This is a genomic window from Citrobacter sp. wls710, assembly GCF_005281115.1.
GTDB lineage: Bacteria > Pseudomonadota > Gammaproteobacteria > Enterobacterales > Enterobacteriaceae > Citrobacter > Citrobacter werkmanii.
In genome coordinates this window covers 52,569-67,594 of sequence record NZ_SZXD01000045.1, presented here as the reverse complement: position 1 = coordinate 67,594, position 15,026 = coordinate 52,569, and the positions used below count along the sequence as shown (strand labels likewise).

Annotated in this window: 14 protein-coding genes; 8 read left to right on the top strand and 6 right to left on the bottom strand. The window is 53.2% G+C overall.

Features of this window, described 5'->3' with window-relative positions; all coding sequences use genetic code 11:
- Window positions 1-41 precede the first annotated feature (41 nt).
- Complete coding sequence (locus FDX14_RS20370; protein WP_042312044.1) at window positions 42-911, top strand: phosphoribulokinase; 870 nt, start codon at window positions 42-44, stop codon at window positions 909-911.
- Between the two features lie 46 nt (window positions 912-957).
- Here FDX14_RS20370 and FDX14_RS20365 read toward each other — a convergent pair whose 3' ends face one another.
- On the bottom strand, window positions 958-1,362 hold the full coding sequence (locus FDX14_RS20365; protein ID WP_006687378.1) for an OsmC family protein: 405 nt from the start codon (window positions 1,360-1,362) through the stop codon (window positions 958-960).
- A gap of 308 nt (window positions 1,363-1,670) precedes the next feature.
- Here FDX14_RS20365 and crp point away from each other — a divergent pair, with 308 nt between their 5' ends.
- Window positions 1,671-2,303 (top strand): cAMP-activated global transcriptional regulator CRP, encoded by a 633-nt coding sequence (crp, locus tag FDX14_RS20360; protein ID WP_000242758.1) that lies wholly within the window; start codon window positions 1,671-1,673, stop codon window positions 2,301-2,303.
- A 51-nt stretch (window positions 2,304-2,354) separates the two neighbouring features.
- Window positions 2,355-4,442, top strand: coding sequence for a YccS/YhfK family putative transporter (locus FDX14_RS20355; RefSeq protein ID WP_061381020.1), 2,088 nt, complete (start codon window positions 2,355-2,357; stop codon window positions 4,440-4,442).
- Window positions 4,443-4,533: 91 nt separating this feature from the next.
- On the opposite strand, the gene argD is transcribed toward FDX14_RS20355, so the two are convergent.
- From argD to ppiA, 5 genes are all read right to left on the bottom strand, one after another.
- Complete coding sequence (argD, locus tag FDX14_RS20350) at window positions 4,534-5,751, bottom strand: bifunctional acetylornithine/succinyldiaminopimelate transaminase (RefSeq protein ID WP_137350132.1); 1,218 nt, start codon at window positions 5,749-5,751, stop codon at window positions 4,534-4,536.
- 85 nt (window positions 5,752-5,836) lie between these two features.
- Window positions 5,837-6,400, bottom strand: coding sequence for an aminodeoxychorismate synthase component 2 (gene pabA / locus FDX14_RS20345; protein WP_042312037.1), 564 nt, complete (start codon window positions 6,398-6,400; stop codon window positions 5,837-5,839).
- 31 nt (window positions 6,401-6,431) lie between these two features.
- The gene (locus FDX14_RS20340; RefSeq protein WP_079225890.1) at window positions 6,432-7,034 is read right to left on the bottom strand and encodes a putative adenosine monophosphate-protein transferase Fic; all 603 of its coding nucleotides are present in this window, start codon (window positions 7,032-7,034) and stop codon (window positions 6,432-6,434) included.
- Window positions 7,024-7,191 carry a FicA/YhfG family antitoxin gene (gene ficA, locus FDX14_RS20335; RefSeq protein ID WP_064507016.1) on the bottom strand — a complete coding sequence of 56 codons (168 nt, stop codon included), beginning with the start codon at window positions 7,189-7,191 and terminating at the stop codon, window positions 7,024-7,026. The genes FDX14_RS20340 and ficA overlap by 11 nt, the downstream gene beginning before the upstream one ends.
- 107 nt (window positions 7,192-7,298) lie before the next feature.
- Window positions 7,299-7,871, bottom strand: a complete 573-nt coding sequence (ppiA, locus tag FDX14_RS20330; protein WP_003023595.1) for a peptidylprolyl isomerase A — start codon at window positions 7,869-7,871, stop codon at window positions 7,299-7,301.
- 264 nt (window positions 7,872-8,135) lie between these two features.
- On the opposite strand from ppiA, the gene tsgA reads away from it, so the two are divergent.
- The 5 genes from tsgA (at window position 8,136) to cysG (ending at window position 14,872) form a co-directional block, all read left to right on the top strand.
- Window positions 8,136-9,317 carry an MFS transporter TsgA gene (tsgA, locus tag FDX14_RS20325; RefSeq protein ID WP_061381017.1) on the top strand — a complete coding sequence of 394 codons (1,182 nt, stop codon included), beginning with the start codon at window positions 8,136-8,138 and terminating at the stop codon, window positions 9,315-9,317.
- A gap of 306 nt (window positions 9,318-9,623) precedes the next feature.
- Window positions 9,624-12,167, top strand: coding sequence for an NADPH-nitrite reductase large subunit (gene nirB / locus FDX14_RS20320; protein WP_061381016.1), 2,544 nt, complete (start codon window positions 9,624-9,626; stop codon window positions 12,165-12,167).
- Window positions 12,164-12,490, top strand: a complete 327-nt coding sequence (gene nirD / locus FDX14_RS20315; RefSeq protein WP_042312029.1) for a nitrite reductase small subunit NirD — start codon at window positions 12,164-12,166, stop codon at window positions 12,488-12,490. Before nirB ends, nirD begins: the two co-directional genes overlap by 4 nt.
- A 187-nt stretch (window positions 12,491-12,677) precedes the next feature.
- A complete protein-coding gene (nirC, locus tag FDX14_RS20310; protein WP_042312026.1) occupies window positions 12,678-13,487 on the top strand; it encodes a nitrite transporter NirC in 810 nt (269 codons plus the stop codon).
- A gap of 11 nt (window positions 13,488-13,498) precedes the next feature.
- Window positions 13,499-14,872 (top strand): siroheme synthase CysG, encoded by a 1,374-nt coding sequence (gene cysG, locus FDX14_RS20305; RefSeq protein WP_137350131.1) that lies wholly within the window; start codon window positions 13,499-13,501, stop codon window positions 14,870-14,872.
- Window positions 14,873-15,026 lie beyond the last annotated feature (154 nt).

Here is a 15,026-nt window from a genome sequence, read left to right as displayed (position 1 = left end):
GGCTGACTATAATAAAAAATCAACCTATTCATGGAGTTGTTATGTCTGCCAAACATCCGGTGATTGCGGTAACAGGATCCAGCGGCGCGGGGACCACCACCACCAGCCTCGCGTTTCGTAAAATTTTCGCGCAGCTAAATCTGCGCGCCGCCGAGGTGGAAGGTGACAGTTTTCATCGCTATACCCGTCCAGAAATGGACATGGCGATTCGCAAAGCGCGCGATGCCGGGCGGCATATCAGCTATTTCGGTCCCGAAGCCAATGACTTTGGTCTGCTGGAACAAACCTTCATTGAATACGGCCAGACGGGAACAGGTCAGTCGCGTAAATATCTGCACACCTACGATGAAGCCGTACCGTGGAACCAGGTCCCGGGAACGTTTACTCCCTGGCAGCCATTGCCTGAACCGACGGATGTCCTGTTCTATGAAGGGCTACACGGCGGCGTCGTCACCCCACAGCAAAATGTGGCCCGGCATGTCGATCTTCTGGTCGGCGTGGTGCCGATCGTTAACCTGGAATGGATCCAAAAGCTGACCCGCGATACCAGCGAGCGTGGACACTCGCGTGAAGCGGTGATGGACTCGGTTGTGCGCTCAATGGACGATTACATCAATTACATCACGCCGCAGTTTTCCCGTACGCACATTAACTTTCAGCGCGTACCCACCGTCGATACCTCAAACCCCTTTGCAGCCAAGAGCATTCCGTCGCTGGACGAAAGCTTTGTGGTCATTCATTTTCGTAATCTCGAAGGGATCGACTTTCCGTGGCTTCTGGCCATGCTGCAAGGCTCATTCATTTCCCACATCAATACATTAGTCGTACCTGGCGGCAAAATGGGTCTGGCGATGGAATTGATTATGCTGCCGCTGGTCCAGCGATTGATGGAAGGTAAAAAGATAGAGTGATGGACGGGATGTGCCCGATGGCGCTACGCTTATCGGGCATCACGTATTACGCAGCAACCACTTCATAGGAGTGGGTAATATTCACCGCCTTTTCCAGCATCAATGCCACAGAGCAATATTTTTCCGCCGAGAGATCAACAGCACGGGAGACCGACGCCTCTTTCAGATCGTTGCCGGTGACGATGAAATGCAGATTGATGTGGGTAAACAAACGCGGCGCTTCTTCACGGCGCTCAGAGGTGAGTTTCACTTCGCAGTTGGTCACATCCTGACGCCCTTTTTGCAGGATCGACACCACATCGATGGCGCTACAACCACCTGCCGCCATTAATACCATTTCCATCGGGCTCGGCGCTTTATCACCGGAGTTACCGTCCATCAAAATTTGGTGGCCAGAGGCGGACTCACCGAGGAAGGTTAACCCCTCAACCCACTTTACACGCGCTTGCATAATTCGTAACTCCAATGTTTCAATTTTCCTGACAGATTACGCGTACATAACAATTCTCGCAACGGAAGGCGACCTGCGTCATGCTGAAGCGAGACACCAGGAGACACACGGCGAAAGCTATGCTAAAACAGTCGGGATGCTACAGTAATACATTGACGTACTGCATGTATGCAGAGGACATCACATTACAGGCTGCAGTATATTTTTAGTAGCCCCCTTCCCAGGTAGCGGGAAGCACATTTTTGCAAACCCAGAGGCAGCGTCGTTTTCTGGCTCTGGAGACAGCTTATAACAGAGGATAACCGCGCATGGTGCTTGGCAAACCGCAAACAGACCCGACTCTCGAATGGTTCTTGTCTCATTGCCATATTCATAAGTACCCATCGAAGAGCACGCTGATTCACCAGGGTGAAAAAGCGGAAACGTTGTATTACATCGTTAAAGGCTCAGTGGCAGTGCTGATCAAAGACGAAGAAGGGAAAGAAATGATCCTTTCTTATCTGAATCAGGGCGATTTTATTGGTGAATTAGGCCTCTTCGAAGAAGGCCAGGAACGTAGCGCTTGGGTACGGGCCAAAACCGCATGTGAAGTCGCTGAAATTTCCTACAAAAAATTTCGCCAATTAATCCAGGTCAACCCGGATATTCTGATGCGCCTGTCTTCTCAGATGGCTCGTCGCCTGCAGGTCACGTCTGAAAAAGTAGGCAACCTTGCCTTCCTCGACGTCACCGGTCGTATTGCTCAGACTCTGCTGAATCTGGCAAAACAGCCTGACGCGATGACTCACCCGGACGGTATGCAGATTAAAATCACCCGTCAGGAAATCGGCCAGATCGTTGGCTGCTCTCGTGAGACCGTTGGTCGTATTCTGAAGATGCTGGAAGATCAGAACCTGATCTCCGCTCACGGTAAGACCATCGTCGTTTACGGCACACGTTAATCCCATCGAAATGGCGCGTTACCCGGTAGCGCGCCATTTTTGTTTGCTCCGATGTGGCGAAGACTGATTTATCACCCCGAGATCAACTACGCACTACGACAGACCCTGGTGCTGTGTTTACCTGTGGCTGTCGGTCTTATTATTGGTCAGCTTCATCTGGGGCTTTTGTTTTCCCTCGTCCCTGCCTGTTGCAACATTGCCGGTCTTGATACCCCGCATAAACGCTTTTTCAAACGTTTAGTTATTGGCGCATCGCTGTTTGCCGGTTGCAGCCTGATCATGCAGTTACTGCTGGCGCAAGATATACCACTGCCGCTCATCCTCACCGGCCTGACGCTGATTCTTGGCGTAACCGCTGAGCTAAGCCCACTGCATGCGCGACTGCTGCCAGCCTCGCTCATCGCGGCAATTTTCACGCTAAGCCTTGCCGGGAACATGCCCGTCTGGGAGCCATTGCTGATCTATGCACTGGGTACGTTGTGGTACGGTCTGTTCAACTGGTTCTGGTTCTGGATGTGGCGTGAGCAGCCACTGCGTGAATCGCTTAGCCTGCTGTACCGCGAATTAGCCGATTACTGTGAGGCTAAGTACAGTCTGCTGACCCAGCATGCCGATCCAGAAAAAGCGCTGCCTCCGTTACTGGTTCGTCAACAAAAAGCGGTGGATTTGATTACCCAGTGCTACCAGCAAATGCACATGCTGTCGGCGCATCACAATAATGAATACAAGCGACTGTTGCGTGCCTTTCAGGAAGCGCTCGATTTGCAGGAACATATTTCAGTTAGCCTGCATCAGCCGGAAGAGGTGCAAAAGCTGGTCGAGCGAAGCCACGCGGAACAGGTGATTCGCTGGAACGCGCGTACCGTCGCCGCCCGCCTGCGCGTACTGGCCGATGATATCTTGTATCACCGCTTACCGACTCGTTTCTCAATGGAAAAGCAGATTGGCTCGCTGGAGAAAATCGCCAGGCAGCATCCGGACAATCCGGTGGGGCAATTTTGCTACTGGCACTTCAGCCGTATTGCTCGTGTGCTGCGGACCCAGCGCCCGCTGTATGCCCGTGATTTAATGGCAGACAAACAACGGCGGTTGCCGTTGATCCCGGCGCTGAAAAACTATCTGTCGTTGAAATCCCCGGCGCTGCGTAACGCCGGGCGCATCAGCGTCATGCTGAGTATCGCCAGCCTGATGGGCAGCGCCTTACATCTGCCTAAACCTTACTGGATTTTGATGACGATCCTGTTCGTCACGCAAAATGGCTATGGGGCGACCCGGGTGCGTATTTTGCATCGTTCGGTGGGGACGCTCGTCGGACTGGTGATTGCGGGCGTCACATTGCACTTTCATATTCAGGAAGGTTTCACGCTGGCAGGCATGTTGCTGATCACATTAGGCAGCTATCTGATCATTCGCAAAAACTACGGCTGGGCCACCGTCGGCTTTACGGTTACGGCGGTATACACCCTGCAACTGCTGACGCTGAATGGGGAACAATTTATCGTGCCGCGGTTTGTCGACACGGTGATTGGCTGCTTAATCGCCTTTGGCGGCACGCTCTGGCTGTGGCCGCAGTGGCAGAGTGGTCTGTTGCGTAAGAACGCCCACGATGCGTTAGAAGCCGATCAGGAAGCCATTCGCCTGATCCTCAGCAACGATCCGCAGGCCACGCCGCTGGCGTATCAACGCATGCGGGTCAACCAGGCGCATAACACGCTGTTTAACTCACTGAATCAGGCAATGCAGGAGCCGGGATTCAACTCGCACTATCTGGCGGATATGAAACTGTGGGTCACGCACAGCCAGTTTATTGTCGAACACATCAACGCGATGACCACGCTGGCGAGGGAACATACGATGCTGACGCCGGATTTGGCACAGCGGTATCTGGAGTCCTGCGAAATCGCGCTTCAGCGCTGTCAGCAGCGGCTGGAATATGACGGACCGGGAAGCTCGGGCGATGTGAATATTCTCGAGGCACCAGAGATGCTGTCCCACGGTCCGTTAAGCACCCTGGAGCAGCATCTGCAGCGGGTTCTGGGGCATCTGAACACCATGCACACCATTTCGTCGGTCGCATGGCGTCAGCGCCCACACCACGGCATCTGGCTGAGCCGCCGACTGCGGGATATGAAAGGTTAAGATCGACTGCCGGATGCGCTACGCTTATCCGGCCTACGAATCAAACCTTACCCTGTAGGCCGGATAAGGCGCTCGCGCCGACATCAGGCAATCAGCCCACCACCTTCCCCACCGCCTGCGCGAAACGCTGCATCCCTTCCTCGATATCCGCGTCTTCCACCACCAGCGACGGCGCGAAACGCATTACGTCCGGCCCGGCATTCAACACCATCACCCCTTCGTGCGCGGCGGCGTAGAGGAAATCGCGCGCCCGGCCTTTAAACTGCGGCTTCAGCTCGGCGCCAATCAGCAGCCCCATGCCGCGAATATCGCTGAAAATATCGAACTGCTGATTAATCTGCTGCAAATGCTGCACAAACTTCTGACGTTTGCCCTGAATACCTTCCAGCACTTCCGGGGTGTTGATGATATCAAACGCGGCATCTGCAACTGCACAGGCCAGTGGATTACCGCCGTAAGTGGAACCGTGCGAACCCACGTGGAACGCGGAGGCAATTTCCTGGGTGGTCAACATGGCGCTCACCGGGAAGCCGCCGCCGAGCGCCTTAGCGCTGGTGAGGATATCCGGCGTCACGCCGTAGTGCATATAGGCAAATAAATCGCCGGTACGCCCCATCCCACACTGCACTTCATCAAATACCAGCAGCGCCTGATGCTGGTCGCAGAGTTCACGTAAACCTTGCAGGAATTCCGGGGTTGCCGCAGTAACTCCGCCTTCCCCCTGAATTGGCTCAACCACCACCGCACAGGTGTGATCGTCCATCACCGCTTTTACCGCATGCAGATCGTTAAACGGCACATGGATGATATCCGCCGGTTTTGGTCCAAAGCCGTCGGAATATTTCGGTTGCCCACCAACAGATACGGTAAACAGCGAACGACCGTGAAACGCATTATGAAAGGCAATGATTTTGGTTTTGAACGGGCTGTGGCGTACGCAGGCATAATGACGCGCCAGCTTAAAGGCGGTTTCGTTGGCTTCGGTACCAGAGTTCATGAACAGCACGCGTTCAGCAAAGGTCGCATCAATGATTTTACGACCTAAGCGCAACGCTGGTTCGTTGGTGAAAACGTTACTGGTGTGCCACAGGGTTTCGCCCTGGGTTTTTAACGCCTCAACCAGCGCCGGATGGCAATGCCCTAACGCGGTAACTGCAATGCCGCCCGCAAAATCAACATACTCTTTGCCCTGTTGATCCCAGACTCGACTCCCTTTTCCTTTTACCGGGATAAACTCAGCCGGTGCATAAATCGGCAGAATTACTTCATCGAATGTCGCGCGCGTAATCGCAGTTTGTTCAGTTGCCATGTCATTACCACCCTGTTAAGCAGAAATGCTAGTGAAATTATAATCACAAAATATGAATAAAAAATCACTGAATAGCAACCATAAATCACCGTTGGAGGAAATTATCCAGCAGCTGATGCCCCTGTTCGCTGAGAATACTCTCCGGGTGAAACTGCACACCTTCCAGATCCCACTCGCGGTGGCGAATACCCATGATCTCCTGTGTCTCACTCCAGGCCGTCACTTCAAAGCAGTCAGGAAGCGTTTCGGGGGCAACCACCAGAGAATGGTAGCGTGTCACGGTTAATGGGTTGGCGAGTCCCTGAAAAACGCCCTGCCCGTTATGCGTAATCGGCGAGGTTTTACCGTGCATCACTTTTGCTGCCCGAACCACGGTCGCGCCAAACGCCTGCGCCATCGCCTGGTGACCGAGACACACGCCCAGCAGCGGGATGTTGCCCGCGAAATGGCGAATAACGTCCAGCGAGATACCGGCATCATCCGGCGTGCAGGGGCCCGGGGAAATCACGATTTTTTGCGGATTCAGCGCGTCGATTTGCGACAGCGTCAGCTCGTCGTTACGCCTGACGAGAACATCAGCGCCCAGTTCGCAAAAGTATTGGTACAGGTTCCAGGTAAAAGAATCATAGTTATCGATAAGCAGGATCATGGCGGCTCCGGTACATAAGACCCGCGCTATTCTACTCAGTTTCCGGGGCTTCGCTTACCACTTTACGAAATATCGCCCGCAGGGCGGTCAGGTCGCCCATTGCCCCGCTCTGATTCGCCTGGTTCCACTCCTCAACCTGAATGTCATCCCAGCTCAGCATATACCCGGCATGAATCGCTAACTGTTCGAAGAAAATACGCTGCGCGAGACCGCTACCAATACGAAACGGATGCAGCACATTAATTTCGCAATAATAGTGCGCGAGGCGATCGACGAATTTGTCTTCCGGCAATCCCACCAGCCAGGACTCCTCTTCCAGGTCCTGCATCAGCGCATTGCCCTCTTTCTCGATATAGGCGAAATGGCAAAAGCGAGTATCGCCCTGGTAGATATCAACTTCCCGCAACTGCCCCGCCCAGTCGAAAATATCCTGGTATAACTGGCGATGAATGGCGCACAGGTGTGGCAAGCCACGCTTTAAAGGCCCCAACTCAATCGTCGCGGCGCGCAGTGCTGTTAATTCGTATGCCGCTTGTGCCAGACGCTGGGCCTGATGAATCCCCAGGCGGTTACGCATCACATTCAGACCGGGGTACAGATAAGGGTCACGTCCATCACCGAATTTATCGCTCATAGTGCCTCCTCAACTCTTCCAGACGCGCCAGGGCGTCTTCCGCGTTCAGAGTAACCTGTGGAATATCCACGCCTTCCAGTCGTCGGCTTCCCTGGAAATTGACATTACGCCGTTGCTCCCAGAGTCTGGACTTTTGTTTATCGGTGAGTTTTTTCACGTGACCTCCCTGAATGTAAGCGGCACTTGCCACAAGTATAAGCAGCAATTTCGGGTTACGCAGAGAAGGGAGAGAACGCGGGCAGGAACTACCCGCGCAAAATACGATTACGGCAGAACTTTAGCTGAAAGGATAACAATCGGTTTTGACGGGACATTCTGGTAAGGACCAACATCATGGGTCTGTACCTGAGAGATCTTATCCGCGACATCCATACCTTTCACAACTTTACCGAATACAGCATAGCCAAAGTCGCGTTGGCCGTGATCGAGGAAAGCGTTGTCTGCGATGTTGATAAAGAACTGGCTGGTCGCGCTGTCTTTATCTGCTGTACGCGCCATCGCAATCGTGCCACGGGTGTTACGCAGCCCGTTATCGGCTTCATTCTTGATTGGCGGGTTAGGTTTCTTCTGCTGCATCTGCTCGGTGAAGCCGCCGCCCTGTACCATAAAGCCCGGGATCACACGGTGGAACGTGGTGTTGTTATAGAAACCACTGTTCACATAATCGACAAAGTTTTGCACTGAAACCGGGGCTTTCTGGCTGTTCAGCTCCAGCTCAATGTTACCCGCAGAGGTGGTCAGCAGGACATGTGGGTCACCTTTTGCTGCCAGTGCTGCAGGGGAGAGAGCGGAAAGAGCGAGAACAGCTGCAACAGCCGCCAGAGTCGATTTGAGCATGAGAATTCCTTAACAAGAGCAGAAATGAAGCAAGTGAATTGATTCTAAAGAGCCTTCAAGGACAAGGCCATCCCTTTACTTAATTTTACGTACTTGAAACAAATGTAACCTCACAGTCGCAATACTCATTGTGATCGAGATCACATACAAAAATGTAACGGAGCAAGTTATTGCCATTAAATATTTAAATGTGTCACTAAAGCGCCTAAAATCTGCCCGCTCACGGCGCAGTCAATGCGCCTTACACTTCTATACAGGCCAGTCATGACTAACAGCAACCGCATTAAGCTCACATGGATTAGCTTTCTCTCCTACGCCCTGACAGGCGCGTTGGTAATTGTCACCGGGATGGTGATGGGAAATATCGCAGATTACTTCCATTTGCCCGTTTCCAGTATGAGTAACACCTTCACTTTCCTGAATGCCGGCATCCTGATCTCTATCTTCCTGAATGCATGGCTGATGGAGATTGTGCCCCTGAAAACCCAGTTGCGCTTTGGCTTTATCCTGATGGTTCTGGCGGTCGCCGGACTGATGCTCAGCCATAGCCTGGCCTTGTTCTCAGCAGCAATGTTTGTCCTTGGGCTGGTGAGCGGTATCACCATGTCGATTGGTACATTCCTGGTCACGCAGATGTATGAAGGTCGCCAGCGCGGTTCCCGCCTGCTGTTTACGGACTCTTTCTTCAGCATGGCTGGCATGATTTTCCCGATGGTGGCAGCATTCCTGTTAGCGCGCAGCATTGAATGGTACTGGGTTTATGCCTGCATCGGCCTGGTCTATGTCGCTATTTTCCTGCTGACCTTCGGTTGCGAATTCCCGGCGCTGGGCAAACACGCGCAGCAGTCAGACGCACCGGTAGTAAAAGAAAAATGGGGCATTGGCGTACTGTTTCTGTCCATTGCGGCTTTATGCTACATCCTCGGCCAGCTTGGTTTTATCTCATGGGTACCGGAATATGCCAAAAGTCTGGGTATGAGCCTGGGTGATGCGGGTAAACTGGTCAGCGACTTCTGGATGTCTTACATGGTTGGCATGTGGGCGTTTAGCTTTATTCTGCGTTTCTTCGATCTGCAGCGCATCCTGACCGTACTGGCGGGTTTGGCCACCATCCTGATGTATCTGTTTATCACCGGTACGCCAGAGCATATGCCGTGGTTCATTCTGACACTGGGCTTCTTCTCCAGCGCGATTTATACCACCATTATTACCCTCGGTTCCCAACAGACGAAGGTCGCCTCACCTAAACTGGTTAACTTCGTTCTGACTTGCGGCACCATCGGTACCATGCTTACTTTCGTCGTCACTGGCCCGATCGTCGCTCATAGCGGTCCAATGGCGGCACTGCAAACGGCTAACGGCTTGTATGCCGTTGTGTTCGTAATGTGCTTTGTTCTTGGGTTTGTCACGCGCCATCGCCAGCATAACGCTCCAGCCACGCATTAATCTCACTGCCGGGGACGCTTCCGCTTACCCGGCCTGCACACTACCGGATGGTGTCCGCGCCATCCGGCATATACCTCGCATCCCCCACCTCTCCAGGTGATGCAGGCCAATTCATACAAAAACCCCTTAATTTGTACGCTATTTATACAAACACGAAAAGCCAGTCAATTCCGTAACTTATAAAAATGTAGGTAAATCAGTCATATACCTCTTAAGGAGTATATGAGAGCGAATTTGATTTATATCAATAAGCGGGGTTGCTGAATCGTTAAGGTAGGCGGTAATAGAAAAGAAATCGAGGCAAAAATGAGCAAAGTCAGACTCGCTATTATCGGTAATGGTATGGTCGGCCATCGCTTTATTGAGGATCTTCTTGATAAATCCGACGCTGCCAATTTTGATATTACCGTCTTCTGTGAAGAACCCCGCAAAGCGTACGACCGCGTACACCTGTCTTCCTACTTCTCCCACCACACCGCCGAAGAGCTTTCTCTGGTGCGCGAAGGATTCTACGAGAAGCACGGCGTTAAGGTATTAGTGGGCGAGCGCGCAATTACCATCAACCGCCAGGAGAAGGTGATCCACTCCAGCGCGGGGCGTACGGTTTATTACGATAAGCTGATCATGGCGACTGGCTCTTATCCGTGGATCCCGCCGATTAAAGGTTCGGAAACACAGGACTGCTTCGTTTACCGCACCATTGAAGATCTCAACGCCATTGAGTCTTGTGCGCGCCGTAGCAAACGCGGTGCTGTCGTAGGCGGTGGTCTGCTGGGCCTGGAAGCCGCCGGTGCGCTGAAAAACCTCGGCGTTGAAACCCACGTGATTGAATTCGCTCCGATGCTGATGGCTGAACAGCTGGATCATATGGGTGGCGAGCAGTTACGTCGCAAAATTGAAAGCATGGGCGTGCGAGTGCACACCAGCAAAAACACGAAAGAGATTGTCCAGGAAGGCGTCGAAGCGCGCAAAACCATGCGTTTTGCCGATGGTAGCGAACTGGAGGTCGACTTTATCGTTTTCTCTACCGGTATTCGTCCACGCGACAAACTGGCTACCCAGTGCGGTCTGGACGTCGCTCCGCGCGGTGGGATCGTGATTAACGACACCTGCCAGACTTCTGACCCGGACATCTATGCCATCGGCGAATGCGCCAGCTGGAACAACCGTGTGTATGGTCTGGTGGCACCCGGCTACAAAATGGCGCAGGTTGCCGTTGACCATATCCTCGAAACCGAAAACGCCTTCGAAGGCGCAGATTTAAGCGCCAAGCTGAAGCTGCTCGGCGTTGACGTTGGCGGGATTGGCGACGCACATGGCCGCACACCGGGTGCGCGCAGCTACGTTTACCTCGACGAGAGCAAAGAAGTCTACAAACGCCTCATTGTCAGCAAAGATAACAAAACGCTGCTCGGCGCGGTTCTGGTAGGCGACACCAGCGATTACGGCAATCTGCTGCAACTGGTGCTGAACGCTATCGAACTGCCGGAAAACCCGGACTCATTGATCCTGCCAGCACATGCGGGCAGCGGCAAACCGTCTATCGGCGTCGATAAACTGCCGGACAGCGCGCAGATTTGTTCCTGCTTCGACGTCACCAAAGGCATGCTGGTTGCTGCTATCAATAAAGGTTGCCACACCGTTGCGGCGCTGAAAGCTGAAACCAAAGCCGGTACCGGTTGCGGTGGGTGTATCCCACTGGTAACGCAGGTCCTGAACGCTGAACTGGCGAAACAGGGTATTGAAGTTAACAACAACCTGTGTGAACACTTCCCGTACTCGCGTCAGGAACTGTTCCATCTCATTCGCGTAGAAGGCATTAAAACCTTCGAAGAGTTGCTGGCAAAACATGGGAAAGGCTACGGCTGTGAAGTGTGTAAACCGACCGTCGGTTCCCTGCTGGCCTCGTGCTGGAATGAGTACATTCTCAAACCTCAGCACACACCGCTGCAAGACACCAACGACAACTTCCTGGCGAATATCCAGAAAGACGGCACCTACTCTGTAATCCCGCGCTCCGCTGGCGGTGAAATCACCCCTGAAGGTCTGGTGGCCGTGGGGCGTATCGCGCGTGAATTTAACCTGTATACCAAAATCACCGGCTCTCAGCGTATTGGCCTGTTCGGCGCACAGAAAGATGACCTGCCGGAAATCTGGCGCCAGTTGATTGAAGCCGGTTTCGAAACCGGTCATGCCTATGCTAAAGCGTTGCGTATGGCGAAAACCTGCGTGGGCAGCACCTGGTGCCGCTACGGCGTGGGCGATAGCGTCGGTTTCGGCGTCGAGCTGGAAAACCGCTACAAAGGCATCCGTACGCCGCACAAGATGAAGTTCGGTGTCTCCGGCTGTACCCGTGAATGCGCGGAAGCCCAGGGCAAAGACGTGGGTATCATCGCCACGGAAAAAGGCTGGAACCTGTACGTTTGCGGTAACGGCGGGATGAAACCTCGTCATGCGGATCTGCTGGCGGCGGATATCGATCGCGAAACGCTGCTGAAGTATCTCGACCGCTTCATGATGTTCTACATCCGCACTGCCGACAAACTGACCCGTACCGCACCATGGTTAGACAACCTGGAAGGCGGCATCGAGTATCTGAAATCGGTCATCATCGACGACAAGCTGGGCCTGAACGAACATCTGGAAGAAGAGATGGCCCGTCTGCGTGAAGCGGTGGTCTGCGAGTGGACAGAAACCGTTAACACCCCATCTGCGCAGGTTCGCTTCAAGCACTTCATCAACAGCGACAAACGCGACCCGAACGTCCAGGTTGTGCCTGAACGTGAACAACATCGTCCGGCAACGCCTTATGAGCGTATCCCGGTGACTCTGGTGGAGGAAAACGCATGAGCCAGTGGCAAAACATCTGCAAAATCGATGACATTCTGCCTGCAACAGGCGTCTGTGCCCTGTTAGGTACTGAACAAGTCGCGATTTTCCGCCCGTATCACAGCGACCAGGTGTTTGCGATCAGCAACATCGATCCGTTCTTTGAGTCCAGCGTGCTTTCTCGTGGTTTGATCGCTGAACATCAGGGAGAACTGTGGGTCGCCAGCCCGCTGAAGAAACAACGCTTTCGTTTAAGCGACGGACTGTGCATGGAAGACGAACAGTTCTCGGTAAAACATTACGAAGCGCGAGTAAAAGACGGCACGGTGCAGTTGCGCGGTTAATAAATTTTTGGGAGGCGCAACGCCTCCCCTTTTTTGACGTATTTGTAGGTCTTTTATTTGTAGGCCTGATAAGCGTAGCGCCATCAGGCAATTGCACAAGCACATTGCCGGATGGCGGCATAAATGCCTTATCCGGCCTACGGTTACGATTTCTTTTTATTGTTTGTACTTCAAGGATAATCAACACATGTTCACAGACACTATCAATAAGTGTGCGGCTAATGCTGCGCGCATCGCACGCCTGTCGACTAATAACCCGCTCGGATTCTGGGTCAGTTCGGCAATGGCAGGGGCCTATGTCGGTCTCGGCATCATTCTTATTTTCACCCTCGGCAATCTGCTCGACCCATCCGTACGTCCTCTGGTGATGGGTGCAACCTTTGGTATCGCCTTAACGCTGGTCATCATCGCGGGTTCTGAACTGTTTACCGGTCACACCATGTTCCTGACGCTCGGCGTTAAAGCGGGCACCATCAGCCACGGTCAAATGTGGGCCATTTTGCCGCAAACCTGGCTGGGTAATCTGGTCGGATCCGTGTTTGTCGCCCTGCTTTATAGCTGGGGCGGCGGCAGCCTGTTGCCGGTCGATACCAGCATCGTGCATTCGGTTGCACTGGCGAAAACCACAGCGCCTGCAACGGTGCTGTTCTTCAAAGGCGCGCTGTGTAACTGGTTGGTTTGTCTGGCAATCTGGATGGCAATTCGTACCGAAGGCGCAGCGAAATTCCTCGCTATCTGGTGGTGTCTGCTGGCATTTATTGCTTCCGGCTACGAGCACTCAGTTGCCAACATGACGCTGTTTGCCCTCTCCTGGTTCGGTCATCATAGCGAAGCCTATACCCTGGCCGGAATTGGTCATAACCTGTTGTGGGTGACACTCGGTAATACTTTGTCCGGTGTCGTATTCATGGGATTGGGTTATTGGTATGCTACGCCAAAATCGGAGCGTCCGGCTCCGGCAAAAATCAATCAGCCAGAGGCTGCTGCCAATAATTAAGGGGTAATGTCGTGGACCATTTGCCTATATTTTGTCAACTACGTGACCGCGACTGCTTGATCGTCGGCGGTGGTGATGTCGCAGAACGCAAAGCGCGGTTACTGCTGGAAGCGGGCGCCCGTATAACGGTTAATGCGCTGGCGTTTATTCCGCAGTTCACCGTATGGGCAAATGAAGGCATGCTGACACTGGTTGAGGGGCCGTTCGATGAGTCCCTGCTCGATCCTTGCTGGTTGGTTATCGCCGCCACCGATGACGATGCTGTTAACCAAAGCGTCAGCACCGCAGCAGAATCACGGCGTATCTTCTGCAACGTGGTCGATGCGCCAAAAGCAGCCAGTTTTATCATGCCCTCCATTATCGACCGCTCGCCACTGATGGTGGCGGTCTCCTCTGGCGGCACTTCACCGGTGCTGGCCCGTCTGCTGCGTGAAAGACTCGAATCCATGCTGCCTCAGCATCTGGGCCAGGTCGCGCAATATGCCGGCAAGCTGCGCTCTCGGGTTAAAAAACAGTTTGCCAGTATGGGTGAACGTCGCCGCTTCTGGGAAAAATTGTTCATTAATGACCGCCTGGCGCAGTCGCTGGCAAACAGTGACACAAAAGCCATCGAAGAAACCACCGAGCAGTTGCTTAGCGAACCACTGGATCACCGTGGAGAAGTGGTGCTGGTTGGTGCCGGTCCTGGCGATGCCGGGCTGCTGACGCTGAAAGGGCTGCAGCAGATCCAGCAGGCAGACGTAGTGGTTTATGACCGTCTGGTTTCCGACGATATTATGAACCTCGTGCGCCGCGATGCCGACCGGGTGTTCGTCGGTAAACGTGCGGGTTACCACTGCGTACCGCAGGAAGAGATTAACCAGATCCTGCTGCGTGAAGCGCAACAGGGTAAACGCGTCGTGAGACTGAAAGGTGGCGACCCGTTCATCTTTGGTCGCGGTGGCGAAGAGCTGGAAACGCTTTGCCACGCCGGTATTCCATTCTCTGTCGTACCGGGTATTACCGCAGCCTCCGGTTGTTCCGCCTATTCCGGCATTCCACTGACCCATCGTGATTACGCCCAGAGCGTTCGTCTGGTTACCGGGCACCTGAAAACCGGCGGCGAGCTGGACTGGGAAAATCTGGCGGCAGAGAAACAGACGCTGGTGTTCTACATGGGGCTGAACCAGGCGGCCACGATTCAGGAAAAACTGATCGAATTTGGCATGCAGCCCGATATGCCGGTTGCACTTGTAGAAAACGGCACCTCCGTGAAACAACGCGTCGTCAACGGTGTGCTGACGCAGCTCGGGGAATTAGCGCAACAGGTTGAAAGCCCAGCGCTAATTATTGTTGGTCGTGTGGTAGGCCTTCGCGATAAGCTGAACTGGTTCTCTAACCATTAATTAAAAAAAGCCCTGTTCCCCAGGGCTTTTTTTTACAACTACTCGTAACTTCGAATTAACTTTACTTAAAATTGAATTAAGCAACCCAAATTAAATTCATGAAGTGAATTTGATTATTAATAATATTGCGTAAAAACTCTTTCATTAGCCAAAT